Source organism: Abiotrophia defectiva ATCC 49176, assembly GCF_000160075.2.
Taxonomy (GTDB): Bacteria; Bacillota; Bacilli; order Lactobacillales; family Aerococcaceae; genus Abiotrophia; species Abiotrophia defectiva.
The window spans coordinates 21,696-45,549 of sequence record NZ_KI535341.1 but is presented as its reverse complement, the minus strand read 5'-3'; the positions used below and the strand labels follow the sequence as shown (position 1 = coordinate 45,549).

Annotated in this window: 23 protein-coding genes; 15 read left to right on the top strand and 8 right to left on the bottom strand. The window is 47.2% G+C overall.

Annotation, left to right across the window (positions count from 1 at the left end):
• The first annotated feature begins 31 nt into the window (after positions 1 to 31).
• Both rlmH and GCWU000182_RS07610 read left to right on the top strand, forming a co-directional pair.
• Positions 32 to 511, top strand: a complete 480-nt coding sequence (gene rlmH, locus GCWU000182_RS07615) for a 23S rRNA (pseudouridine(1915)-N(3))-methyltransferase RlmH (RefSeq protein ID WP_035364782.1) — start codon at positions 32 to 34, stop codon at positions 509 to 511.
• 12 nt (positions 512 to 523) lie between these two features.
• A complete protein-coding gene (locus GCWU000182_RS07610; protein ID WP_035364781.1) occupies positions 524 to 1,009 on the top strand; it encodes an LURP-one-related/scramblase family protein in 486 nt (161 codons plus the stop codon).
• Between the two features lie 58 nt (positions 1,010 to 1,067).
• Here the strand turns inward: GCWU000182_RS07610 and GCWU000182_RS07605 are convergent, their stop codons facing one another.
• On the bottom strand, positions 1,068 to 1,745 hold the full coding sequence (locus GCWU000182_RS07605; protein WP_023392240.1) for a hypothetical protein: 678 nt from the start codon (positions 1,743 to 1,745) through the stop codon (positions 1,068 to 1,070).
• Between the two features lie 214 nt (positions 1,746 to 1,959).
• On the opposite strand from GCWU000182_RS07605, the gene GCWU000182_RS07600 reads away from it, so the two are divergent.
• The 6 genes from GCWU000182_RS07600 (at position 1,960) to tnpA (ending at position 8,829) form a co-directional block, all read left to right on the top strand.
• Complete coding sequence (locus tag GCWU000182_RS07600) at positions 1,960 to 2,649, top strand: SanA/YdcF family protein (RefSeq protein ID WP_023392239.1); 690 nt, start codon at positions 1,960 to 1,962, stop codon at positions 2,647 to 2,649.
• A 178-nt stretch (positions 2,650 to 2,827) separates the two neighbouring features.
• Positions 2,828 to 3,316 carry an Lrp/AsnC family transcriptional regulator gene (locus GCWU000182_RS07595; protein ID WP_023392238.1) on the top strand — a complete coding sequence of 163 codons (489 nt, stop codon included), beginning with the start codon at positions 2,828 to 2,830 and terminating at the stop codon, positions 3,314 to 3,316.
• Positions 3,313 to 4,497, top strand: a complete 1,185-nt coding sequence (locus GCWU000182_RS07590) for a pyridoxal phosphate-dependent aminotransferase (RefSeq protein WP_023392237.1) — start codon at positions 3,313 to 3,315, stop codon at positions 4,495 to 4,497. The genes GCWU000182_RS07595 and GCWU000182_RS07590 overlap by 4 nt, the downstream gene beginning before the upstream one ends.
• A 1-nt stretch (position 4,498) precedes the next feature.
• Entirely contained in the window at positions 4,499 to 6,292 is a 1,794-nt protein-coding gene (pepF, locus tag GCWU000182_RS07585) for an oligoendopeptidase F (protein ID WP_035364779.1), read from the top strand.
• Between the two features lie 342 nt (positions 6,293 to 6,634).
• Positions 6,635 to 8,188 (top strand): bifunctional metallophosphatase/5'-nucleotidase, encoded by a 1,554-nt coding sequence (locus GCWU000182_RS07580; protein WP_035364777.1) that lies wholly within the window; start codon positions 6,635 to 6,637, stop codon positions 8,186 to 8,188.
• Between the two features lie 167 nt (positions 8,189 to 8,355).
• A complete protein-coding gene (gene tnpA / locus GCWU000182_RS07575; RefSeq protein WP_023391268.1) occupies positions 8,356 to 8,829 on the top strand; it encodes an IS200/IS605 family transposase in 474 nt (157 codons plus the stop codon).
• Positions 8,830 to 9,009: 180 nt separating this feature from the next.
• On the opposite strand, the gene GCWU000182_RS07570 is transcribed toward tnpA, so the two are convergent.
• Complete coding sequence (locus tag GCWU000182_RS07570; RefSeq protein WP_035364775.1) at positions 9,010 to 10,467, bottom strand: NCS2 family permease; 1,458 nt, start codon at positions 10,465 to 10,467, stop codon at positions 9,010 to 9,012.
• Between the two features lie 263 nt (positions 10,468 to 10,730).
• On the opposite strand from GCWU000182_RS07570, the gene GCWU000182_RS07565 reads away from it, so the two are divergent.
• The 4 genes from GCWU000182_RS07565 (at position 10,731) to GCWU000182_RS07550 (ending at position 15,532) form a co-directional block, all read left to right on the top strand.
• Positions 10,731 to 11,471, top strand: coding sequence for a metallophosphoesterase family protein (locus GCWU000182_RS07565; RefSeq protein ID WP_035364774.1), 741 nt, complete (start codon positions 10,731 to 10,733; stop codon positions 11,469 to 11,471).
• 3 nt (positions 11,472 to 11,474) lie between these two features.
• A complete protein-coding gene (locus GCWU000182_RS07560) occupies positions 11,475 to 13,652 on the top strand; it encodes a Tex family protein (RefSeq protein WP_023392232.1) in 2,178 nt (725 codons plus the stop codon).
• Between the two features lie 44 nt (positions 13,653 to 13,696).
• A complete protein-coding gene (locus GCWU000182_RS07555) occupies positions 13,697 to 14,710 on the top strand; it encodes a glycosyltransferase family 2 protein (RefSeq protein WP_023392231.1) in 1,014 nt (337 codons plus the stop codon).
• Positions 14,711 to 14,812: 102 nt separating this feature from the next.
• On the top strand, positions 14,813 to 15,532 hold the full coding sequence (locus GCWU000182_RS07550) for a YebC/PmpR family DNA-binding transcriptional regulator (protein WP_023392229.1): 720 nt from the start codon (positions 14,813 to 14,815) through the stop codon (positions 15,530 to 15,532).
• 58 nt (positions 15,533 to 15,590) lie between these two features.
• On the opposite strand, the gene GCWU000182_RS07545 is transcribed toward GCWU000182_RS07550, so the two are convergent.
• From GCWU000182_RS07545 to GCWU000182_RS07530, 4 genes are read right to left on the bottom strand one after another with little or no spacing between them, the layout of a single operon-like run.
• Entirely contained in the window at positions 15,591 to 16,190 is a 600-nt protein-coding gene (locus tag GCWU000182_RS07545; RefSeq protein WP_023392228.1) for a response regulator transcription factor, read from the bottom strand.
• Positions 16,191 to 16,198: 8 nt separating this feature from the next.
• Positions 16,199 to 17,305, bottom strand: coding sequence for a sensor histidine kinase (locus tag GCWU000182_RS07540; RefSeq protein ID WP_051372957.1), 1,107 nt, complete (start codon positions 17,303 to 17,305; stop codon positions 16,199 to 16,201).
• A gap of 23 nt (positions 17,306 to 17,328) precedes the next feature.
• On the bottom strand, positions 17,329 to 18,060 hold the full coding sequence (locus GCWU000182_RS07535; RefSeq protein ID WP_023392226.1) for an ABC transporter permease: 732 nt from the start codon (positions 18,058 to 18,060) through the stop codon (positions 17,329 to 17,331).
• Between the two features lies 1 nt (position 18,061).
• Positions 18,062 to 18,958, bottom strand: a complete 897-nt coding sequence (locus GCWU000182_RS07530) for an ABC transporter ATP-binding protein (RefSeq protein WP_035364773.1) — start codon at positions 18,956 to 18,958, stop codon at positions 18,062 to 18,064.
• Positions 18,959 to 19,168: 210 nt separating this feature from the next.
• Here GCWU000182_RS07530 and GCWU000182_RS07525 point away from each other — a divergent pair, with 210 nt between their 5' ends.
• Both GCWU000182_RS07525 and GCWU000182_RS07520 read left to right on the top strand, forming a co-directional pair.
• The gene (locus tag GCWU000182_RS07525) at positions 19,169 to 19,855 is read left to right on the top strand and encodes a zinc metallopeptidase (protein WP_023392224.1); all 687 of its coding nucleotides are present in this window, start codon (positions 19,169 to 19,171) and stop codon (positions 19,853 to 19,855) included.
• A 21-nt stretch (positions 19,856 to 19,876) separates the two neighbouring features.
• Positions 19,877 to 21,082, top strand: coding sequence for a YcjF family protein (locus tag GCWU000182_RS07520; RefSeq protein WP_023392223.1), 1,206 nt, complete (start codon positions 19,877 to 19,879; stop codon positions 21,080 to 21,082).
• Positions 21,083 to 21,129: 47 nt separating this feature from the next.
• Here the strand turns inward: GCWU000182_RS07520 and GCWU000182_RS07515 are convergent, their stop codons facing one another.
• Positions 21,130 to 21,783 (bottom strand): YigZ family protein, encoded by a 654-nt coding sequence (locus tag GCWU000182_RS07515; RefSeq protein WP_035364771.1) that lies wholly within the window; start codon positions 21,781 to 21,783, stop codon positions 21,130 to 21,132.
• A 104-nt stretch (positions 21,784 to 21,887) separates the two neighbouring features.
• On the opposite strand from GCWU000182_RS07515, the gene GCWU000182_RS07510 reads away from it, so the two are divergent.
• Positions 21,888 to 22,760 carry a DegV family protein gene (locus tag GCWU000182_RS07510; protein WP_051372956.1) on the top strand — a complete coding sequence of 291 codons (873 nt, stop codon included), beginning with the start codon at positions 21,888 to 21,890 and terminating at the stop codon, positions 22,758 to 22,760.
• A 68-nt stretch (positions 22,761 to 22,828) separates the two neighbouring features.
• Here the strand turns inward: GCWU000182_RS07510 and coaA are convergent, their stop codons facing one another.
• Positions 22,829 to 23,764, bottom strand: coding sequence for a type I pantothenate kinase (gene coaA, locus GCWU000182_RS07505; protein ID WP_023392220.1), 936 nt, complete (start codon positions 23,762 to 23,764; stop codon positions 22,829 to 22,831).
• Positions 23,765 to 23,854: the final 90 nt, after the last annotated feature.

Sequence of the window (23,854 nt, the reverse complement as noted above, 5' to 3'; positions counted from 1 at the left end):
AAATGCTATGATAATGGTAGGAGGAATGAGGATGCAAATTGAAATTATCTGTGTTGGCAAACTCAAGGAGAAGTATCTCAAACAAGGGATTGCCGAATACACCAAGCGCCTTGGCGCCTATGCCAACCTATCAATCGTTGAGGTGGCCGATGAAGCAACTGCTGAGAAGATGTCCACTCTCGAAATCGAACAAGTTCTAGATAAGGAAGCAGATCGTATAGAGGCTCGATTAGATGCTGGCCGTCAGGTCATTGTCCTCGCTATCGAAGGAGACCTCATCTCTTCGGAAGATTTAGCCCAGCGTTTGGACCGTATGGCCCTACATGGGCAAAGCAAAGTAAGCTTTATAATTGGTGGCTCCCTAGGCCTAGCTGAGCGTCTCAAGCAAAAGGCCCAGTGGCGAGTTAGCTTTGGGCGGATTACCTTGCCTCATCAACTCATGCGCCTAGTCCTAGTCGAGCAGATTTATCGGGCTTTCCGAATTATGAAGGGACACGCCTATCACAAGTAAGGAGAGAATATGATGAAATTCTATATGAAGCAACATTTTATGTCTATTCGCCAAAACTTTGAGATTTATGACCAGGCAGGGGAAGTAGTTTTTCAAGTTCGAGGTCGTATGCCTTGGCTTCGTCGCCAGATGACCATTCTAGATGCCAAGAGCGGTACCGAGTTGGCGACAGTGACCCAGGCCATGTGGCGGTTCTTCTTCCAACGCCTAACAATCAGTATAGAAGGCCAGACTGTGGCGACCATTCAAGAACGCTTCAGTTTCTTGGGTACCCGCCTATCGATTCAAGGTTTAGGTTGGACGGTAGATGGTATTTCTTGGCTCAAGGGCTGTAGTATTTATGATGCAGATGGAGAAATTATTGCGACCATTCGGAGCAAGATTATGACCTGGTCCGATACCTTCGAGATTGAAATCTATGATGAAACGATTCATCCGGTATTAGTTCTGGCAGTAGTTTTAGGCATTGACACGGTTCGAGACTCAGCTGAAAGTTAGCCTTTTCCACGCAAATAAAGGCCACCTATCCTAAGTGACAGGTGGCCTTTGATTTACTTTAAGGTTGTACGTTGTAGTAGAAGAGAGCAGGTCGGGAACTGTTAGATAGGCTGACAGGCACCACGGCTTGCTTAGCTTGATCATAGTAGGCTACTAAAACTAGGCGATTGCCGACATAGGATAGGGCTTGGTTCATGAGCTCGATATCACTATCCTTGACGCGACTGTTAGCTTCTTGGCGAGTCATTGGCACAACTAAACGAACGACGTAACTGGTTTGGTTACCTAATTTCACCGCGATTTGGTCGACCTTAGTTTCCAAGCCACTGACATTGCCAGATTGATCCAAGTAGTTTTGTAAGTCTGCTAATTCTTGTTGGCTAAGTGCTTGTTGGCTAGCGGCCTTCTCATCTGCTGAGTAGTTGGCCTGATAGAATTCGTTGATTTTCTTATTGAGCTCGTTACCGTCCATTTCAGCAGGTAAGACCGTCTTCTTATAGCTAGCGTCTTCCGGAATGCTTTCATTCAAGAAAGATTGTGGTGGTTCTGAAGAGGATGAGGCACTGCTGCTCGATTCAAGCTTGCTAGAAGAAGCCTGACTGATTAACTGGCTTGAACTAGATTCTTGTGTCTGATTGTTCTTGCGGGTAGGTTCTTGGAACTTGAGATAGAGAATAGTGGCACCGGCACCTAAGACAATGGCCAGCAAAAATAAAAAGATATGGCGTAATTTCATGAGGTTTCCTCTTTCTATGGGATATTTGATAGTTGGGGCTGGAGCCCTCGGGGTAATCTTCTATAGTCTACCATAGATAAGCGGCAGAGTCCGTGACAAACGGATAACAGCTGAGTTAAATTTCGCAACAGGACTGACAATTTTAGACTTCTCTTCAGGATACTGTTATACTATAAAAAGCTAAGAAATTTGAGAAGGAGGGAGGCGCGTGAGAATGATTCTATCAATTTTTAAAGCAATCATTGGCCTAGCATCCTTAGGGCTCTTGCTAATCCTAGCTATTAATCTTTGGGTGATTGTTAGCGCCCAATTCCAAACCAAGACGCCTCAACAGATCCAAGCCACCGATTGGGCTAGTGACCAGGTGCCTATTTTGGTGCTAGGGGCTGGAATTATCGACAATAAGGAGCCAAGTAAGGTCCTGGCAGGAAGGCTAAATTCGGCCCTTACGCTAGCCCAGACCTTTCCCAATAAGGCTCTCATTATGAGTGGCGACCACACCAATCAATATTATAATGAAGTGGCAGTCATGAAGGACTATCTGGTTCAGCATGGAGTAGCCAGTGAACGCATTTATTTAGATCATGCGGGTTACTCGACTTATGATAGCCTTTATCGGCTCAAACATGTTCTAGGTCAGAACCGAGTGATTATCGTTACCCAAGGCTATCATCTGTCCCGCGCCCTTATGTTGGCGCGCGGCTTAGGCCTACAGGCGGTAGGGTTGGCAGCGGAAGAGGCAGCTTCAACCCGATTCAAACGTGAATTTCGTGAAATTGGCGCCCGGCTCAAGGACTTTGCCGTGACCTATCTGGGCTACCAGATGCCGCAGCCTAGCTTAGATTTTCCGATTGATTTTAGTCAATCAGGGGATCTTACCGACCATATCAAAGTTGGGGATTAATTCTCCGAATATGACTTGCTGAGTAGCCTTAAAAGGCCGCTCGACTTTTTTTATTCTAGGGTAGATTCGACTTGCTTGGCGCTGACCTCCAGTCTTTCGCCTTAGCCTTGCTTTGTGCTATAATAGGAACAGGGTGCGCCAGCAGAGACTGGCCACAAGTCTAGTAGGAGGTTTCATCATGAATCAACGCCAAGCGATATTAAAAGTATTAGAAAGCAACAGTAGAATTTCACCGGCTGAATTGGCTGTTCGCCTAGGTTATAGTGAAGAAGAAGTAATCAAAACCATTGCCGAGCTTGAAGCCGACCGTATTATTGTCGGTTATCATACCTTAATTAACTGGGATAAAACCGATGATCAAAGTGTCTCTGCCATTATCGAATTGAAGGTTAACCCTCAACGTGGGCAAGGTTTTGACCGTATTGCCGAAAAAATATATCTCTTCCCAGAAGTAGACTCTCTCTACCTTATGTCTGGGGGCTTTGACTTCCTGGTTGAGCTTAAAAAAGCACCAATGAAGGAAATTGCCCTCTTTGTTTCTAGTCGTTTGTCTGTGATTGAAGAAGTGCAATCGACTGCAACTCATATTATCTTAACTAAATACAAAGACCACGGCACCATGTTCGTTAAGGATGACAAACACAAACGGATGGTGGTTACTCCATGAGTCATCGTTTTATCAACCAGAAGGTGCAATCCATTCAGCCCTCTGGGATTCGTAAATTTTTCGACATCGCCAATGAGATTGAAGATGTCATTTCGCTAGGGGTGGGGGAACCCGATTTTGATACCCCTTGGCATGTGCGAGAAGAGGGGATTTACACCCTTCAGAAAGGCCGGACTTTCTATACAGCTAACCGTGGGCTGATGGAATTACGAACCGAGATTTCTAATTACATCGCGCGCAATCATGCGGTTCAATACAATCCTGCCACTCAGGTTTTAGTCACAATCGGGGGGTCAGAGGCCATCGACCTAGCCTTGCGGGCCTGTCTAGAACCTGGAGATGAAGTGATTTATCATGAACCTTGCTATGTTTCATATTTGCCATGTATTACCCTGGCGGATGGCGTTCCGGTGCCTATTCCACTTAAGGAAGCCAATGATTTTCGGCTGACGGCGGAAGAGTTAGAAGCGGCAATTACGCCTAAGTCCAAGGCCTTAATTTTATCCTTCCCCAATAACCCAACTGGTGCGGTTATGACCAAAGAGGACTTAGAAGCCATCGCTGAGGTCATTGTGCGCCATGATCTCTTGGTTATTACAGATGAAATCTATAGTGAACTTTCTTATACCGGCAAGAAGCACTATTCGCTCATTGATTTGCCAGGTATGGTTGAGCGGACTATCTATATCAATGGCTTTTCTAAGGCCTATGCCATGACCGGCTGGCGCTTAGGCTATTGCTGTGGTCCAGAAGAAATCCTGGCTCAGATGGTGAAAATTCACCAGTTTGCTATTATGGCTGCGCCAACCATGAGTCAGTATGCGGGCACCATGGCCCTTAAGAATGGGGCTAGTGATGTGGAAATGATGCGTGACAGCTATAATCAACGTCGACGTTATTTGATGGCGGAGCTCAAACGCTTAGGCATTCCATGCTTTGAGCCTTTTGGCGCCTTCTATATTTTCCCGAATATTAGTCAGTTTGGCCTAAGTTCCGAAGAGTTTGCTACCCGTCTGATTCGGGAGCACAAGGTAGCGGTTGTGCCGGGATCTGCCTTCGGTCAGTCAGGCGAAGGCTTCGTACGGGTATCTTATGCCTACTCGATCGATGAATTGAAGCAAGCTTTCGAGCGCATTGAACGCTTTATAACTGAATTACGTGCAGAACAAGGAGGAAAGTAAGATGTCATTACCTTTAAGACAGGAATTGCCTTTAGCAGAGACCTGGGATTTAAGTCTCTTGTATAAAGACCAAGCGGCCTATGAAGTAGCCGTAGAGGACTTGAAGAAGCAGGTGACAGAGTTCGAAGCTAACTATGCGGGCACTCTGGACCAAACGCAACAATTAGAAAAGGCCTTGGCCGACTACGAGGCTATTCAAGTGGCTATTTCTTGGGTTTCACATTATGGTTCGTTAGCCTATGAGACTGACAAACTAGATGCTCAGAATGAAGCCAATGCGGTTGGCTTGGATCAACTCTTCGAATTAGTCGGGGCCAAGCTTGCCTTTCTAGCACCAGAGTTATCAGCCTTGGATGAAGCCTACCTGAGAGAGTTTAGTCAATCTGACAAGGGCAAGCGCTATGCGGGCTACCTCAATGAAGTTTTGCGTTTAAAACCTAGCGTCCTTTCTAAGGAGGTTGAAGAGCTCCTATCCAGTTTCCAGAGCTCGCTTTACAACCAATATTCTCTCTATGGAACCCTCAAGTTCCAGGACTTGACCTTCGACGATTTCCAAGTGGCGGGTAAGACCTATCCAAATAGTTTCGTCAAATTTGAGGGGGACTACGAAGGGGCTAGCGACTATGAATTGCGTCATGCTTCATGGAAATCTTTCCACGATGGCTTGGCGCGCTATCAACATACGGCAGCAGCTAACTACCTCAACTATGTGCAAACGAGCAAGAAGGAAGCTAAGTTGCGCGGTTTTGACTCAATCATTGATTACGAACTCTTTAAGCAAGATGTGAGTCGCGAAGCCTATAATCGCCAAATTGATGTCATTATGTCAGAGTTTGCGCCGGTGATGCGTCGTTACGCGCGCTTACTAGCAGCTGAACAGGGCTTGGACAAAGTATCTTTGGCAGATATTAAGATGCCATTCTCTAAGGAACCTGCTGAGACCATCAGCATTGAGGCATCGCGTGCCATGGTGGAAGATACCTTCAAAGTTTTAGGACCAGATTATCAAGAAATCGTGCGTCGCGCCTTCGACGAGCGTTGGATTGACTATCCAATGAATCAGACCAAATCAACTGGTGGCTTCTGTGCGACGGTAGCCAACGGTCCATCTTATATTCTGCTCAACTGGACAGGCTTACTCAGCGAAGTGCTTGTTCTGGCTCACGAATTGGGGCATGCGGGGCACTTCCAGTTAACCAACCAACATGTATCGCCTATTACACCAGAAGCCAGTCTCTACTTTATCGAGGCGCCTTCAACGGCTAATGAAGTGATTATGTGTCAATATTTGCTCAGCCAACCTTTAGAAGCTGCGCAAAAACGGACCTTAATTGCTGAGTTTATTGCGCGGACCTACTTCCACAATATGGTCACTCACCTCTTGGAAGCTCACTTCCAACGTAAGGTGCTGGAAGCAGTAGACCGTGATGACTTCCTCAATACCGACAGTCTCAACCAATTCTTCTTAGAAACCCTTAAGGAATTCTGGGGTGATGCCCTGGAGATTAATCCAGGTGCCGAATTGACTTGGATGCGTCAGCCGCATTACTTCATGGCCCTCTATCCATACACCTACTCAGCAGGGTTAACCATTGGGACGGCTGTAGGGCAGAAGATTGCAGCAGGAGACCAAACCACTATTGATAAGTGGCTAGAAGTTCTTAAAGCCGGAGGCACCATGGGGCCTTTAGCCTTGGCAGAACATGCCGGCGTGTCCATGGCGGATGCTGGCGCCTTACGTTCAGCAATTGGCTATGTAGATCATTTATTAGACCAAATTGAAGCTCTTGCCTAGGATTGGTCTAGGCAAATGTTACAAGAGTGTAATATTTGCAATCAAATAAAGGGCAGATGTCAGAAGTGTTAAGCTTCATCTACAGACCGTCTATAAGCCTTTTCATTGCCAATCAAGTGCTGTATGATAGACTTAGGCAATGCAAGGAGTGCACTGCCGGAAAATGGTGCGACCTTACGTGGGGGTAAGGCATCGCTCGTTTTCTTGACTGACTTGGGAAAAGACCTTGAGGGGCTGGAGACCTCTTGGTCTTTTCCTTTTTTTATTTTGACTTTATTGCGCTACTTGAGAGGGGTGGCGGGATGCTGTATAATAGGAAGGCTAAGACTAAGGAGGCAAACTATGCAGCAATTATCCATCTTGATGACCAGTGACACACATGGTTTCTGGCTCAAAGCACCAGAAAATGCTGAGCGCTCATTGCTCAACACAGCAGCAACTATTGAAAAATTGAAAGAAGAGGCTAAACATCCTGTCCTAACGATTGATTTAGGAGACTTTATACAGGGTTCTTCCTTCGCTACTTACTGCAAGCAGGAAGTGGGAGACGGGAGCGTCTTTGCTCGTGCTATGAATAAAATCGGCTACGACTATCAGTTAATTGGTAATCACGAATTCAACTTCGGCCAAGACTATCGCGATAATATCCTGAAAAAACTAGAGGCACCCATTCTGTGTGCCAATATTGTCTGGCGGGAGACAGGGCAACCAGCACTCGGTCAGCCTTATGTCATTACTGAACGTGACGGCATCCGGATTGGGATTATTGGAGTGACAACTGAGTATATTCCTCACTGGGAATTGCCAGCGCATTATGAGGGGCTAGCCTTCCTCGATGCCTATCAAGTGGCCAAGAAATATGCTGAGCAAATCAGATCTCAGGTAGATGTCTTAATCTTGGCTTATCATGGTGGTTTTGAACGGGATTTGGATAGTTTCGAGCCCCTAGAAGCGTTGACGGGCGAAAACCGCGGGGCTGAGATGCTGCAAGGGATTCCCGGCCTTGATGTGCTCTTAACAGGCCACCAACACCGTTTGATTTGCCAACAAGTAGGACAGACTTGGGTAGTGCAACCAGGCTTTGCTGGCCAGTATGTAGCAGAAGTTACTTTAGACTTGGATCAAGACCATCGAGTTGTTTCTGGTCAAGCGAGCTTGCACGAAACCAGCCAAACTAGCCCAAGTCGGGCGGTACGCGAGGTCATGGAGCCAGAGCTTAGCCAAGGGGCGGCTTGGTTGAATCAGGTCCTAGGAGAGGCGCCTCTTTTACCTGTTACTCAGGATGCTTTTGAAGCACGTATCTACGGGCATCCTTATATTGAGTTCCTTAACCAATTGCAATTGCGGGAAACAGGGGCTGACTTTAGCGCCATTGCCCTAGTTAATGAGGCCTTTAAAGATTTCCATGGGCCTATTACCAATGAAATTCTGCTAGCTAGTTATCCCTACTATAATTTAATTGCGACTGTTGAGGTAAGTGGTCAGACAATCAAGGATGCCTTGGAGTTTGATCTCAACTATCTAGTGCTAGACCAGGATGGGCGTAAGGCCATTAATCCAAGTTACATTGCACCTAAGCCTAAGCATTATAACTTTGATGTTTTCAGTGGCTTGATGACCACAGTAGATTTGACTCAGCCGGTAGGGCAACGGGTGGTAAGTATCGTGGATGAGCGCAAGGGCCAAGAGCTGGACTTAGATGCTACTTATACCCTAGCTCTGACACAATACCGCGCCTGCGGTGGGGGCGACTATCATATGTTCTCAAGCGACCAAATGAAGACCTTGTCGAAGACCGATTTAGCCACTTTAATGAAAGAGGCTCTGGCTCATTTTGGCCCGGAAGATTGGGAGCAAATCAATAGCCATTACCAGCACTTTACTTGGTTACAATAAGCATAAGCGACTGAGACCGTAGGTCTCAGTTTTTTTTGTATGGAGAAAACCACCAGCAATGCTGGTGGTTCCGGAGAGCTTACAGCGAGGTAAGCAAAAAGACCTCCCAAGTGGTAAACTTAGTGTAGGTTTCCCGACCACACAAAAAGAACCAGGGAGGTATCCTTATGAAAAAGGACAATGATAGTTTAGCACACACAAGTTGGAATTGTAAGTATCATATCGTGTTCGCGCCTAAGTATCGACGGCAAATCATATATGGGAAGTACAAGGCAACGATTGGCAGAATTATCCGTGAATTATGCGAGCGTAAGGGCGTCATTATCCATGAAGCAAATGCCTGCAAAGACCACGTTCATATGTTAGTCAGTATCCCACCAAAACTAAGTGTTTCAAGCTTTATGGGGTATCTGAAAGGAAAAAGTAGTCTGATGATATTTGATCGATACGCCAATTTAAAGTACCGTTATGGGAACCGCAAGTTTTGGTGTCGAGGCTACTTCGTGGATACAGTAGGCCGAAACAAGGAGAAGATAGAAGAATACATTCGGAATCAAGTTCGTGAGGACCAGGTAGCAGAACAACTGAGTTTGTTCGAAGTGACAGATCCTTTCACGGGAGAAAAGTATCGGAGAAAGTAAGTGGAGCTCTTTGAGAGCTAGCGAGGGAAAGTGGTGCAGGAGGGAAACCGATTCAGTAGGCCTTTAGGCCGTGGCCGGTAGCATAGGCTTCCAGCCGCAGAGCAAACCGCCCGTTGTCACGGGCGGTTTTGATTATAGCAAAAAAGCAGAGACAGAGTCTCTGCTAGTGATTAGCTGCTATTAGATAACAGCTAAAATAATGAAGTTAAGTACGAAGAGGGCGATGGAGACCCACAAGAGGGCGTGGATTTCCTTGGCCTTGCCTTGCGTTACTTTCACGATAGCGTAGGTAATAAAACCAGCTGCAATCCCGTAAGAGATAGAGTAGGAGAAGCCCATGAAGATGGAAGAGAAGAAGGCAGGCACTGCCTCGGCAAAATCAGTCCAGTTGAGGTCACTGAAGGAAGCCATCATGAGGACACCAACAATGATGAGGGCTGGTGCAGTGGCCACAGATGGAACTAGGCTGACAAAAGGTGCAATAAACATGGTTGCTAGGAATAGCAAGGCTGTGACAACAGAAGTAAGACCAGTTCGGCCCCCAACACCAATCCCTGCGGCAGATTCCACATAGGTGGTGGTGTTAGAGGTCCCGAAGAGGGCGCCAATCAAAGTCCCGATTGAATCCCCAAAGAGGGCCTTGTCCATTTTGGAGCTGAAGCCTGAGCTGTTTTGTAAGGCTAATTCATCTTCAGCGGAGAAGATGCCAGTCCGACGGCCAGTTCCCACGAAAGTCCCGATGGTGTCGAAGACATCAGAAAGACTGAAGGCGAAGATAGTCATCAACACTAATGGAAGACGGCTCCAGTCTGCGAAGAGAGCTGGAAGACCTTCTGGACGGAAGATAACTAAGAAGGTTTGGCCAAGTTCCCCAAAGGCATTGCCAAGAGAATTTTGTGTTAGGTTAGCACTGGATAGGTCAATTAAGCCCATTGGGAAGGCTAAGGCGGTAGTAATCACAATCCCTAAGAGAAGGGCACCTTTGACTTGACGGACCATGAGGATAATAGTGATAGCTAAGCCAATCAAAGCGAGAATAGCAGATGGCTGAGTGAAGTTGACCAAGGCTGGGACGATACCGGAATCAGCTACGACATTAGTAACCCCGCCAGCATATTGGGTAGCGCTAGCTGGACCGCCATTAACGGAAAGAATGCTAGAACCAGAGGCTGTAAAGTTTAAGAAGCCTGCATTCTTCACCCCGATGTAGGCGATGAAGACCCCAATACCAGCAGAAATAGCATGTTGTAGGGATTCTGGGATGGAAACAATTAAGAGCTTACGGATTTTAGTGACGGTAATCAGGATGTTGAAGACACCGCAGAGGAAAACCATGGCTAAGGCTTCTTGCCAAGTGAAACCTAGACCGAAGCAGACGGTGAAGGTGAAAAAGGCATTAAGGCCCATACCTGGAGCCAAGGCGTAAGGGACATTAGCGAAAAGGCCCATCACCAATGTCGAGCTAGCTGCCGCAAAAAGTGTAGCGAGAAAGACGGCCTGGCTAGGCATGCCGGTTTGAGACAGAATTGACGGGTTGACAAAGACAATATATGCCATGGCAAGGAAGGTCGTAATCCCTGCAATAAATTCAGTTACCACGGTTGTTCCATGGTCACGTAATTTGAAAAAACGTTCCAAAATAATAGCCTCCTAATGTTTGGATTAATAGAACAGAATTGAGTATAGCATAGACAGTGGCAGATAAAACTAGTTCTAAGAGGATTTGCCTTCAAAAAAAATTGAATGTTCGTGTTTTTGAACACTGCAAGGATGGGTGGAATGAAAATGTGTAGAATTCGTAACAAAATGTCTGATAAACGAGGAGCTTCAGGGCTAGATATCGTGTTTTAAAGGCTTTTATGCTATAATGAAGAAGATTGAATGAGAAGGAGGCGATAGCCTTGACCAAGCAGGAAGCATTTGTTATCGGGGATATCCATGGTATGTACCATCTTTTGGAAGAACTATTGACCCATTGGCGCCCAGAAGATCAACAACTAATCTTTGTGGGAGACTTGATTGACCGAGGACCGAATTCGAAGGCCACGGTTGAAAAAGTAAGGGAGCTTCAAGCCAGTCATGGCGCTATCTGTCTCTGTGGTAACCATGAGGATATGTTATTGGAGACCTTGACGGACCCAGAAAACTACTTTGGACGTTATAAACGTAACGGTGGTTTGACCACCATCTCAGAATTTTTGGAGACGACGCCTAGTAGGCTAGAAGACCAATCTGGCCAGCTGCTGTCTGACTGCTTGAAGGAGACTCAGCCGTGGCTACAAGCCTGGTTGGAGAGCCTGCCCCTCTATACAGAATTTGGCAACTTCATCATTGTACATGCTGGGGTTAATCCGGAAGTCGACCAGTGGCAAGATTCTTCTCGTCGCGATTTTGTCTGGATTCGCGAACCCTTCCATACGCTGCCTAATAAGACTGGACGGCCAATTATCTTCGGCCACACCCCAATTGGCCGGCTGAATGACGATGGCCAGACTCATCATGTTTGGCATCGTGAGGGTGATTTGATTGGCATTGATGGCGGTGCGGTATACGGTGGCCATCTATTGGCTGTCCGAATCAATCACGAGACCATTCTCGAAACATTCTGCGTTCCTTCGGACGCACCAAAGGTGGACGATTAAATCATGACAGTAACATTAACACATGAAGTACAAGAAGTAGCTAAGGAACTTAAGTTGCCGGTTGATAAGGTCAGTGTTGTCTTAGAGCTCTTGGCCGAAGGTAACACCATTCCTTTTATTGCGCGCTATCGTAAGGAAAAAACAGGCGCCCTAGATGAAGTCCAAATCCACGAGATTGAGACCCGCTATCGTTATGTCACGCAATTGGCTGAGCGTAAGGAAGAAGTTAAGCGTCTGATTGATGAGCAAGAAAAACTGACTCCAGAACTAGCTGGGCAAATCGAAGCGGCTAGCACCTTGCAGCAAGTAGAAGATCTCTATCGACCTTATAAGCAGAAGCGTCGGACTAAGGCCATGGTGGCTATTGAACAAGGTTTGGAACCTTTGGCTCAATGGTTGTTGAATGAGCAAGCAGGCGATGTCGAAGAGACCGCTGCTGGCTATCTTAACGAAGAAGTTTCGGATGTGGCAGCTGCCCTAGCGGGTGCCCATGAAATTCTGGCCCAATGGGTGTCAGACAATGCTGCCTACCGCGAATTTATCCGCAAATACATGCGTTATAATGCCATCCTCAAGACCAAGCTTAAGAAGGAAGAGGCTGACCCTAACCAAGTCTACGCCATGTATTATGACTTCGAAAATAAACTTAGCGACCTACCAGCGCACCGGACTTTAGCTCTCAACCGAGCTGAGAAGGAAGAGGTTATCAGCGTATCTATTGAGGTGGATGAAGCGCCAATCTTCAATTATTTGGAGCGGCATGTCCTAGCTGAAAATCTCCCAGAAGCTAAGCGTGTCTTAGGGCAGGCGGCTATTCGAGATGCTTACAAACGTTTCATCTTTCCAGCCATTGAACGGGAACTTCGTAATGAAGCGACTGAGCGGGCAGATAAGCAAGCCATCCAAGTCTTTGGTGACAACCTCAAGCATTTGCTCCTGACGCCACCTCTTAAGGGACGGACAGTGCTGGGCTTGGACCCTGCCTACCGTACAGGCTGTAAGCTAGCGGTCGTTAACCAAACCGGTAAGGTCTTAGATAAAGGTGTTATTTACCCTCATAAACCAGCAGGTGAACGCCAACGTCAAGCGGCTAGCGGCCAATTGGCGGACTTGATTAAAGCTCATGGCGTCGAAGTCATTGCTATTGGGAATGGGACGGCCAGTCGAGAATCGGAGCAGTTCGTAGCTCAAGTCATTAAGACCTTGGACCAACCGGTTAAATATATGATTGTGAACGAGGCGGGAGCTTCGGTCTATTCAGCTAGCGAACTAGCCCGTCAAGAATTTCCGGATTATCAGGTAGAAGAGCGGAGCGCGGTTTCCATTGCTCGCCGTCTGCAAGATCCTTTGGCTGAATTGATTAAGATAGATCCTAAGTCCATTGGTGTGGGGCAGTATCAGCACGATGTGGCTCAAAAGCAATTGACCGAGGAACTAGACTTTGTGGTCAATACCACTGTTAACCGAGTGGGTGTGGATGTGAATACAGCCAGTGTCTCCCTCTTGCAACACGTATCGGGTTTGACCGCGACGACTGCTAAGAACTTGATTAGCCTTCGTGATGAGTTAGGTCGCTTTGAAGACCGCCGACAAATCAAGGATGTTAAGCGCCTAGGGCCTAAAACCTATGAGCAAGCCATTGGCTTCCTCCGGATTGTCGGGGGTAAAAATCCACTTGATCAGACCGGCATTCACCCAGAGAGTTACGCAGTGGCGCGTATGATTCTGGACCGTGCAGGTATAGCTCTAGACGCGATTGGCTCTGATCATGCTGTGGAGGCCTTAAGTGCCCTTAAACCAGCCCAACTGGCTCAGGAGCTAGAAGTAGGCCAGGCAACCATTGTAGATATTATTGAGGGCCTCAAGCATCCCCTACATGATATCCGGGACGCTGGTCCAGCACCGATTTTACGTGAAGATGTCATGTCCTTAGACGATCTCGAAGTTGGGATGCAACTACAAGGCGTGGTCCGCAACGTGGTCGACTTCGGTGCCTTTGTGGATATCGGGGTCAAGCAAGATGGCCTGATTCATATTTCCAAATTATCCAAGAAATTCATCAAGCATCCTTCAGAAGCGGTAGCTGTGGGGGATATCTTGGAAGTTGAAGTCACTGTCTTAGATAAGAAAAAAGGCCGTATTGGCCTCAAGCGCCTCTTCAAGAAGCCTGCCCAAGGCTAGGCGCCATTGACTTCAATGTTTCGACTAGAAAGGTAGAATACTTAATGAAATTACTAACTGTGGCAATCCCCTCATATAATTCCGCAGCCTATATGGGGCGGGCTATTGAGTCCCTCTTGCCGGCAGGCGACCAGATTGAAATCTTGGTCATTGATGATGGCTCTAAGGATGAAACCTTGACCATTGCTCAAGACTATCAGCGTCGCTACCCAGACCAAGTTAAGGCCATTCATCAGGCTAACAAGGGGCATGGTGGGGCGGTTAATACCGGTCTAGCCCATGCGACGGGTCGATATTTCAAGGTAGTGGACTCTGACGACTGGGTGGATGAGTCGGCTTTGGTGGCGGTCATGGCAACTCTGGAGCATTTTGAAGCCGAGGACACCCAGGTGGATGTTCTCTTGACTAATTATGTTTATGAGCAAGGAGAAGAAGGCGCTAAGCGAACGGTTCGCTACGAGCGTAATTTGCCTATAAATCAGTTCTTTGGCTGGGACGAAGTCAAGCCATTCTCAGTAGGCGAGTATCTCATGATGCATTCATTGATATATCGGACCCAACTGTTGAGAGATTGTGGCCTTAATTTGCCAGAACACACCTTCTATGTAGATAATGTCTTTGTCTATCAACCGATTCAGCATGTTCAGCGCCTCTATTATCTGGATGTCGACTTCTATCGTTACCTGATTGGCCGCGATGACCAGTCGGTCAATGAAAGAGTTATGATGGGGCGGATTGACCAGCAACTCAAAGTTAACCGAATTTTAATTGAAGCAGTTGACTTTAGTCAGCCGCTACACCCTAGCATTCGCCAGTATTTGCTTAAACATTTGGAGATTGTCACCAGCATTTCTAGCGCCTTGCTCAATCGTATTGGGACACCAGAAGCGATAGCTAAGCGCCAAGACCTTTGGAACTTCCTACAGGAACGTAATCCTGAGGCCTTCAAAGTCTTGCGTTATGCGTTCTTTGGTCGCTTAACAACAGCGAATACGCGAGTAGGACGTTGGGTTTCCAACCAGGTTTATAAAGTCATTCGCAAGGTCGGGGGCTACTAAAAGCCTACTTGCCCACTGGCAAGGCAAATGAGTGTCAGACCTTGCCATAGCGGGGGCTTAGCCTTATAATAGTAATATCTTAAGAGAAAGTGATGTGAAAGAATGGGACGTAAATGGGCCAACATCAAAGAAAAAAAAGCCAAGTTGGACGCCAATAACAGTAAGGTCTACGCAAAATTCGGGATTGAAATTTACGTAGCAGCTAAACAAGGCGATCCAGATCCCCATAGTAACCAAAAATTGAAATTTGTCATTGATCGTGCTAAGACCTATAATGTGCCTAAGCATGTCATTGACCGTGCCATCGAAAAAGCCAAAGGTGGCGGTGACGAAAGCTTCCAAGAGCTCCGCTACGAAGGTTTCGGGCCAAATGGTTCCATGATTATCGTGGATGCCTTGACTAACAACGTTAACCGGACTGCCAGTGATGTGCGGGCGGCCTATGGTAAGAACGGCGGGAACATGGGTGTCAGCGGGTCTGTTAGCTACCTCTTCGACGCGACGGCTGTCTTCGTTATCGCTGGCCAAGATGCTGACGAAATCATGATGGGCTTATTAGAAGCCGATGTAGATGTCCGTGAAGTAACGCAAGAAGGTGAGTCTGTTGTCGTTTACGGCGAACCTAATGACTTCCACGCCATTCAATCAGCTTTGGAAGCCATGGGGATTAGCGAGTTTGAAGTGGCAGAATTAGACCTCTTACCACAAAACGAAGTGACCTTAACAGGTGACGACTTAGCTAAATTTGAGCGTTTGATTGAAGTCTTAGAAGACAATGACGACGTTCAACGCGTATACCACAACGTGGACTTAGAAGACTAAGACAAAGTAAAAGACTGAGAAGCATCAACTTCTCAGTCTTTTTTCTTTGGCGAAATTTTTAATACCAACCATTTTCTTGGCAGATACGGATGGCATCCGCCCGGTTTTTGGCGCTTAGTTTTTGCAGAACGGTAGACATGTAGTTGCGGACGGTGCCTTCTGATAGATGGAGCTCCTGGGCTAACTCCTTGTTGGAGAGACCTTCTCTAACGCCTGCCATGAGCTGGCGCTCCTGTGGGGTCAAGGGGTTGTGATGAGTGAAAAGGCGATCAACGAGCTCAGGCGCATATTCTTTCTTACCCGCTAGGATGTTTTTTAGGGTTTCCATGAGGGCATGGACAGGTCGCTCCTTGAGGACGAAGGCATCGACATCGGCTTTGAGGGCGCGCTCGAAGTAGCCGGGACGCTTGAAGGTGGTGAAGATGAGGACCTTAACCTCAGGGTGATGAGCCTTAGACCACTCTAGCACATCTAAGCCACTGGCGTAGGGCATTTCAATGTCTAAGAGGGCGATATCGATGGTCTGGCTACCTATAATTTCCATGGCTTCCTGGCCATTTTTGGCTGGATGGACGCTTTCTACTTGGTCTTCCAGCTCTAGGAGTTGACAGAGGGCATCTCGAAGCATAGCTTGGTCTTCTGCAATTAAGAGGCGCATGGAATCACCTATCCTTTCTCGTAGGGCATTTTAAGTTGGATTTGGGTAGGTTGGCGACGACTGAGGATGTTTAGCTGTCCACCTTGAATTTGCAGGCGATCTAAGATGGTGTGGAGTTCACCTTCTTGCACGGGTCCAAAACCTTGCCCATCGTCTTCTACAAAGGCACAGAGGAAATTGTCGTTCTGCCAGAGGCGGATTAGCACATGCTTAGCTTGGGCATGCTTGATGATATTGTTGCTGGCTTCTAGTAGGCACAAAGCTAGGCTGGAGGATTGGTCTTGAGTCAAGGACAAGTTACCTAGTTGGTTATCAATGACCACCTGGATACCAGAAATTTCTAACATTTCTTGCAGCCGGATGAGTTCGTTAGTCAAGTCGTGGTGGTCTAAGTCGTTGATGATGGCCCGCACCTGGTGCATCGCTTCCTGGGTCAGGTTGTGAATATCCTTGACGTGTTCTTGGGCGGCCTCATATTTTTGACGGTCCATCAGGCTAGTGGCTAGTTCGCTTTTAACAGCCAAGGTGGCGAAGAGATGGCCTAGGTTATCGTGGAGGTCACGCCGGATTCGATGACGTTCATTCTCAGCTAAAAGTAGGTTGATTTGTTTGTTTTTTGCTTCTTCTCTTTCCTGCATAAGCTCTCGCAAGCGGCCGAAGCGCTGACCGATAGAAAAGAGAATGATGAAGCTAATCAGCAGGCCCAGATAGAATAACTCAATGGGACCCAAGCCCTGCCAAGTGTGATAGAGATAGATGCCTAGAGCGATGCCATAAATGCTTAACCAACGCCAGGACAAGAGGGAAGAACGAGGGAAACAATAGGCCATGACATTGCCCAAATAAAAGAGAAACCAAATGAAGTTAGGATTGAGGTAAAGGGCACAGTAACAGATAAAGCTTGCCGCATAAATCCAACTCAGGGTTATAATTCGTTGGTCTCGGCTCCATAAGAGGGAGAGATAGGAAACTAAAAAGATAAAGGTAAAGCCCAAAAGCCCCCAATTAATGGGGGACTGGTTGATGGATTCAATAATAGGGAATAGGATGAAGACCAGACTGATATAGAACATGATGTGGGTCTGTTTCATCGCAATTTTCAGACGTTGGAACACGATAGCCCCTCCTTCTAAAGGACTTATTTTACTTCAATTTTACGTTGCACTAAGGCAATCAAGACTAGGAAGAAGAGCCCATAGCCTATTAGAACTAGAATAGAATCCCATGCCCAGATGCGGTCAGTATACCAGTTTTGGATGATTTGCATTAGGTGGTAGCTAGGAATCCATTTGGCTAGGTTTTGCATCCATTGAGGGAAGAGCATTAAAGGCATCCAGAGGCCGCCTAAGAGTGACATAGCCATAAAGGCGATGTTCCCAACCATGGAGATAGTTTCCTCGCTTGGCAAGTAGGAGATGAGAGCCCCAATAAAGGAGAAGGGAATCATTCCGACCAAGAGAATCAGGATAACCATGAAATAGTCGCCTGCAGGTAGGGTAATTTGGCGGACTAAGCCACCAAAGCCGAAGACCACGCCGATAGCGAGGGAATAGAGCAAGGCAAAGCGCAAGGCTTTTACTAAGTAATATTGTACCACAGATACCGGTGAATGGTGAAGAAAACGCCGCCAATTGGAGTGCTTGTCTTCCGTTAAATTATAGGGTAGGGCGAAAACGTTGAAACTTAGTAGAGAGGAGGCCGTCATAGAAATCATCATGAAGACTCTGTAGCTATAAGGCATCTCCATTTGATAAATGCCAGAGAAGAGAAGATAGAAAGCCAAGGGCATACCGATGGCCATGACTAAACTTTGCCAATTGCGTAATGTAAAGTAGGCCTCTACCTTGATGAGGGCGCGTAAGTTTTTCATTTTATTTTACCTCGCTTTCTTGGTCGTCTCGGGTAGTTTCGAAAATACTATTGAGTAAGGTGCGGCGAGCGACTTCTAATTCACTGAAGGCGCAACCCGCTTGGCTAAGGGCAGTCCAGACTTCAGCACCATTCTTAGTATGGAAGGTCAGGTTATCACTGTTTTCATTCAGTTCCATAATGTCTTGGCGCTTAGCCAATAGTTCTTGGAAGCGCACAGGGACGGTAAAGAACTGGGTTAATTCTTCTGATCGCATACGGTGTGGTGTTGTGTCACGAATGAGCTTGCCTTGGTGGAGCACTAGAATCCGTTCGGCTGTGTGCTCGACTTCTTCAATGTAGTGGGAAGAGTAGAGAATGGTGGTCCCGGTTTCTTTGATCCGATGGATAATTTCCCAGAATTGTTGGCGAGTCGAGGTATCCATGGCAGCTGTCGGTTCGTCTAGTATGAGAACGGAAGGACGACCAATCAAGGTCAAGGCGAAGGCCAGTAGGCGGCGTTGACCACCGGATAAGGATTGGGTCATCTGATTGTATTGGCTTGGACTGAAACGCAAAATATCTTGAATTTCTTCCTGCGTCAAAGGGTAGTCATAGATGGATTGGAAGAAGCTGATTAATTCTTTGACCTTGAGGTTTTTAGGGAGTTCGTTAGTCTGAGGTAGGAGACCGATAGTACTTTTGAGTTTGCGGTTACCCACTGCCATCCCTTTAATGGTAATGGACCCTTGGCTGAGGATTTTGTCATGTAGTAAGAGTTCAATCAGAGTGGTTTTGCCGGCCCCATTAGGACCAATGAGGGCGATGCATTCGCCAGCCTCAATCGAGAAGTTGATATCTTGTAAGATGGGGCGACCCTTGATGGTCTTGCCGGCACCTTTTACATTAATGAGACTCATAATAGTTCCCTCCTTGCTGTTGATGGTTTTATTATAGGCCAAGAAATCGGAGGCTAGTAGTAGCGCCTGTCATGACATGATGTGACATTTGTCATGACTTGGTGGAGAGTAGATTTCTTAAGTTTTCCCAAAGGGCTCAGCCTAAAAGATGCCAAGGGTCGTTAAACTTGATATAATAAGGTATAACTTGAAAATAATGGAGGGATATCCATGAGATATTTATTTGATCCAACTTACTTCTTAATCATTATCGGGATGGCTTTTGCTGGTTATGCCCAATGGAAAGTAAAATCCACCTTCAGCAAATACAGTGAATGGGAAACTAGCAAGGGCACGACCGGTCGCCAAGTGGCGCAAGCTATTCTGCAACAAACTCTAATTAACAATGTTCAAGTCGAACATGTTTCAGGTGATTTGACTGACCACTATGACTCCCGTCACAAGGTCTTGCGTCTGTCTGATGCGACCGATATGGAGACTTCGGTTGCAGCGGTTGCGGTTGCTGCTCACGAATGTGGCCACGCAGTTCAAGATGCTGAGAACTACTTCCCGCTCCGTTTGCGTAATGCCCTAGTGCCTGTGACCCAAATTGGTTCAGCAGCGGCCATGCCAGTGATTATTGCCGGCTTTATCTTCCAAATGATGGGCTTGGTCCAATTCGGGATTATTCTCTTCTCCCTGGTCCTAGTCTTCCAAGTGGTGACCCTGCCAGTGGAATTCGATGCGAGTGCGCGGGCACTTAAGATTTTGGAACAAAACCAACTTTTGGCCCCAGAAGAAATGCCAGCTGCCCGCAAGGTGCTTAATGCAGCAGCCTTAACCTATGTGGCGGCAGCTAGTGCTACGGCCTTACAATTGCTCCGTTTGATTATTCTATCTAGTCGCAACAACGACTAATGTCAGTCCAGGAGGTGGCCTATGCGCCAACTAAATCAACTTTTCAAGCGTCGGGTCAACACCCAGCTGGTGGACGAGTTACTCAACAAAACCCAGACTGAAGTTGACAAGATGCAGCCCCTCAATGTCCTAGTAGCGGGCAAAACTGGGAGTGGTAAATCCACGCTCATTAATGCCCTTTTCCGGGAAAATCTGGCAAGCACTGGGGCCGGGCTCCCCATTACTCAACAGCTGGTGCGCATTACCAAGGAAAGCGTGCCTCTGACCCTCTATGATACCAAGGGGCTGGAGTTGACAGCTGAATCTCAGCGGGAAGTCTTAGCTAGTTTGTCGGATCTCCTGATTGAAAAACGTCAAGGCGACCCGCGCAATAAAATCCACGTAGTCTACTACTGCTTGAATTCGACCATGGCTAGAATTGAAGCCATGGAAATAGAAATCATCAAGACCTTGGCCCAGTATGTGCCGGTTATTCTGGTCTTGACCCAACAATTGGATCCAGGTAACCAGGAATTTCTTAATCAGTTACAGGCAATGGCCCTGCCAGTTAAGGGGATTGTGCCCATTCTGGCTAAGGCTTATAGCCTACCTAAACAGGCACTGATTCCGCCTCATGGTTTGAATGAGCTCCTGGAATTGAGTCTGAGTTTAGTACCGGAGTCAGTTCACCGGGCTTTTATCAACGCCCAACAGGTCGATTTGGCAAGAAAGGTCAAAGAGGCTAGAAGTTGGGCGCAAACCTATGTGACGACAGCCTTTGGTGTAGGGTTTCTACCAATTCCGGTAGCGGACGCAACGCTTCTGGTTCCCATGCAGATTACCATGTTGGCTCATCTATCGGCCATCTTCGGGGTGTCGCTAGAGAAATCCCAGTTAATTAGCTTGGTCATGGGTTTAGGTGGGACCGGTGGCACGACTTTGATAGGTAAACTCGTGGTATCATCTGTCTTCAAGATCCTGCCTGGCTTGGGGACAGTAACGGGTGGCGCTGTGACAGGAGCGATTGCCTCTGGTTTGACTTTGAGTCTGGCCTACAGTTATATTGAGGTCCTCAAGCAAATTGCCACGGCAGAACGACAAGGACGCGATATGCGCCTGAGAGAAATCCAGAAAATCATGAACCGCTCTTTTGAACAGCATGTGGCGGTTGTGAACCAGGTCTTGCCTGATAACCTCAAGCAAGGCGCCTTAGTTAACTGGTTGCAGAGCTTCTTCGAAAAGTTTTAGAGGACATAAAGACCCGAGACACTTGTCTCGGGTCTTTTGATTATGTTTTAATCTTGCTCGGCTACTTGTTTGACGGGGACATTGACGGTCTCCTCGCCTAGTTCTAGCCAGCCTATTTGGCCATTGAACCGGTCGCGTAGTTGGGCTTCTAGGGTCGCAGCTTGGTCTTGATAGATAGCCAAAGTATAGGTGACTTGGCCGGCATATTCGGTGTCCATAACCGTGACATCCAAGTCACTATGGTCCAGAAAATACTGGAAGGAATCGACTTGGTTATAGCCCAGCTCTAAAGCAATTAGCAACTGGTTGACGTTAGCGACAATAGTAGCCTGATTCAAGGCTTCACTGACTGCACTGGAATAGGCACGAATGAGGCCCCCAGCCCCTAGCTTAATCCCGCCAAAATAGCGGACTACCACGGCGGCTAGGTTAGTTAACTGACGTTGCTTGAGAACTTCCAGCATGGGAACGCCGGCCGTACCCGCAGGTTCACCGTCATCACTCATTTTCTGGGTTAGGGAATCAGGACCGATAATATAGGCGCTACAATGATGCGCAGCCTTGTAATGTTCCTTACGCAAGGCGGCAAGGATGGGTGGGAAGTCGGCTGGATCCTGGAGCGGATAGAGATAGCAGAGGAAGCGGGACTTCTTGATTTCGATTTCGTGGACACTGGCTTGATCAATGGTCAGATAGTTCATTGGGGCGCCTCCTTTCCACATTATTCTACCACATAGCAAGACATTTGGCGCGATATTTGATATAATCCCTCTGGAGCGTATTTTTGAATTAAGGAGGAATGTTGATGAAAGCAGCTGTGATTGTTGACTCTACTGCCTACTTATCAGAGGCCTTAGCCCAACATCCAGACGTCTATCAAGTTGCCTTGTCGGTTAATTTCAGTGATGGCTCAGTCATGAAGGATACATCGGATCTGCAATTATTAAATGAATTTTACACCCGCCTCAAGTCTGAAAGCCAATTACCGACAACTTCTCAACCCCAACCAGGGGATTACTTGGCCCTCTTGGACCAATTAGTAGCGGCTGGCTATGATACGGTCTATGCCATTCACCTCTCCAGTGAAATCAGCGGAACCTATCAAACTGCCCGTATGCTCTTGAGCGAGTATGAGGATAAATTGCACGCTTATGCGGTAGACTCTGGCTCATCCTGCATGGTCATGGAAATCTTAGTCAAGGAAACCTTAGACTGGATTGACCAAGGTTTGTCAGCAGAGCAAGTGGGTCGTCGCCTAGAATGGTCGGCTCGTCATTCGGATGTCTACCTCATGGTAGGGGACCTCAATAACTTGGTTAAGGGTGGCCGCCTGTCGGCTTCCAGTGCCATCTTGGGTAATATCTTACAGATTCGTCCCTTGCTTCATTTTGAAGAAGGCAAGATTGCTGTCACTGAAAAAATCCGTACAACCAAGAAGGTTTACCGTCGCATGGTGGAACTAGTGGCAGAATGGCAAACACGCTACCCTCAAGGCGTGCATGTCGGTATTGGCCAAGCGGGTGCGCCAGAAGATTTAAAGGTGTTGGATGAAATGATGAAGGATGCCTATCCTGGTATGCCCCTTAGCTATACCAATATTGGTCCCGTAATTGGTACCCATACGGGTGATGGCACCAAGGGCTTAGGGATTGTGCCTAAGTTGCCAGCAGATTTCTAAATCTATTACTTAAATAAAAAGTCGCCATAAGTTTAACTTGTGGCGACTTTTTTTGTTTAGTTGAAGTTCTAGTAATTTCTAACATAAATGCTGTCCACCAGATGGTTGGAGGCCTTATGCAGAATAAGGTCCGCCCGTTCACGGGTAGGGGCGATATTTTGAATTAAGTTAACTAGGTTAATGGTCTGCCAAGCCTCGTTAGCATATTGCCGGGCTTGTTCGCGTGGTTTTTGGGACAGCTCGAAGTAGTAGTTATGAGGATCTTGCTTGGCCAAGTCCAGTAAGAGTTCGAAACGTTCCATGTACCAACGTTGAATATGGACAGGATTAGCGTCGATATAGATTGAGACATCGAAGAAGTCGCTGACATAGAGTTTCTGGTTCTGTGGCAGTTGCAAGACATTAATCCCTTCCACAATCAGGATGTCGGGATCTTCCATGACGGCTTCTTGTCCAACTAAGACATCATAGACCTGGTGGGAATAAACAGGGTAGCTAACTGGCCCTTTACGCGTCTTGATACGCTGCATGAAGTCTAGGAGGCGAGGCATATCATAGGAATCTGGGAAACCCTTGCGGCCTAGGATGCCACGCCGAATTAATTCAGCGTTAGGATAGAGAAAGCCGTCAGTTGTCATCAGGGCGACTTTGCGCTCTGGATAGGTCCGGCTCAGCAGCTCATGTAAGACCCGGGCCGTTGTGCTCTTGCCGACCGCGACACTCCCTGAAATCCCAATGACAAAAGGCTGGTGGGATTGGAGAGAGGGATGGTTTTGGCCCTGCAGAAATTGATATTTGGCGGACTGATAGGCTTGTTGATAGGTCATCATCATATCCAAATAATGAATCATAGGGGCGTAGATGGTGGCCACATCTGCCTGAGACAGGCGGTCATTAAGTGAGACCAGTCGAGCCAATTCATGGACCTGGGGTATAGGTTGGCCCTCTTGGTGGAGCTTTTGCCACTCTTGGGGCGCGTAGCGCGTGAACATTTCCAATGACATGAGATACCTCCTGACGGGGATGCTTAGGCTTATTTTACCACAGAATCTAAGAAAGTTTAAGATTGCTTAAAACTTTCCCTAAAAATCCCA

Coding starts and splice junctions, on each gene's coding strand:
- rlmH (WP_035364782.1), top strand. CDS start 32: ATGCAAATTGAAATTATCTGTGTTGGCAAACTCAAGGAGAAGTATCTC.
- GCWU000182_RS07610 (WP_035364781.1), top strand. CDS start 524: ATGAAATTCTATATGAAGCAACATTTTATGTCTATTCGCCAAAACTTT.
- GCWU000182_RS07605 (WP_023392240.1), bottom strand. CDS start 1,745: ATGAAATTACGCCATATCTTTTTATTTTTGCTGGCCATTGTCTTAGGT.
- GCWU000182_RS07600 (WP_023392239.1), top strand. CDS start 1,960: ATGATTCTATCAATTTTTAAAGCAATCATTGGCCTAGCATCCTTAGGG.
- GCWU000182_RS07595 (WP_023392238.1), top strand. CDS start 2,828: ATGAATCAACGCCAAGCGATATTAAAAGTATTAGAAAGCAACAGTAGA.
- GCWU000182_RS07590 (WP_023392237.1), top strand. CDS start 3,313: ATGAGTCATCGTTTTATCAACCAGAAGGTGCAATCCATTCAGCCCTCT.
- pepF (WP_035364779.1), top strand. CDS start 4,499: ATGTCATTACCTTTAAGACAGGAATTGCCTTTAGCAGAGACCTGGGAT.
- GCWU000182_RS07580 (WP_035364777.1), top strand. CDS start 6,635: ATGCAGCAATTATCCATCTTGATGACCAGTGACACACATGGTTTCTGG.
- tnpA (WP_023391268.1), top strand. CDS start 8,356: ATGAAAAAGGACAATGATAGTTTAGCACACACAAGTTGGAATTGTAAG.
- GCWU000182_RS07560 (WP_023392232.1), top strand. CDS start 11,475: ATGACAGTAACATTAACACATGAAGTACAAGAAGTAGCTAAGGAACTT.
- GCWU000182_RS07555 (WP_023392231.1), top strand. CDS start 13,697: ATGAAATTACTAACTGTGGCAATCCCCTCATATAATTCCGCAGCCTAT.
- GCWU000182_RS07550 (WP_023392229.1), top strand. CDS start 14,813: ATGGGACGTAAATGGGCCAACATCAAAGAAAAAAAAGCCAAGTTGGAC.
- GCWU000182_RS07545 (WP_023392228.1), bottom strand. CDS start 16,190: ATGCGCCTCTTAATTGCAGAAGACCAAGCTATGCTTCGAGATGCCCTC.
- GCWU000182_RS07535 (WP_023392226.1), bottom strand. CDS start 18,060: ATGAAAAACTTACGCGCCCTCATCAAGGTAGAGGCCTACTTTACATTA.
- GCWU000182_RS07530 (WP_035364773.1), bottom strand. CDS start 18,958: ATGAGTCTCATTAATGTAAAAGGTGCCGGCAAGACCATCAAGGGTCGC.
- GCWU000182_RS07525 (WP_023392224.1), top strand. CDS start 19,169: ATGAGATATTTATTTGATCCAACTTACTTCTTAATCATTATCGGGATG.
- GCWU000182_RS07520 (WP_023392223.1), top strand. CDS start 19,877: ATGCGCCAACTAAATCAACTTTTCAAGCGTCGGGTCAACACCCAGCTG.
- GCWU000182_RS07515 (WP_035364771.1), bottom strand. CDS start 21,783: ATGAACTATCTGACCATTGATCAAGCCAGTGTCCACGAAATCGAAATC.
- GCWU000182_RS07510 (WP_051372956.1), top strand. CDS start 21,888: ATGAAAGCAGCTGTGATTGTTGACTCTACTGCCTACTTATCAGAGGCC.
- coaA (WP_023392220.1), bottom strand. CDS start 23,764: ATGTCATTGGAAATGTTCACGCGCTACGCGCCCCAAGAGTGGCAAAAG.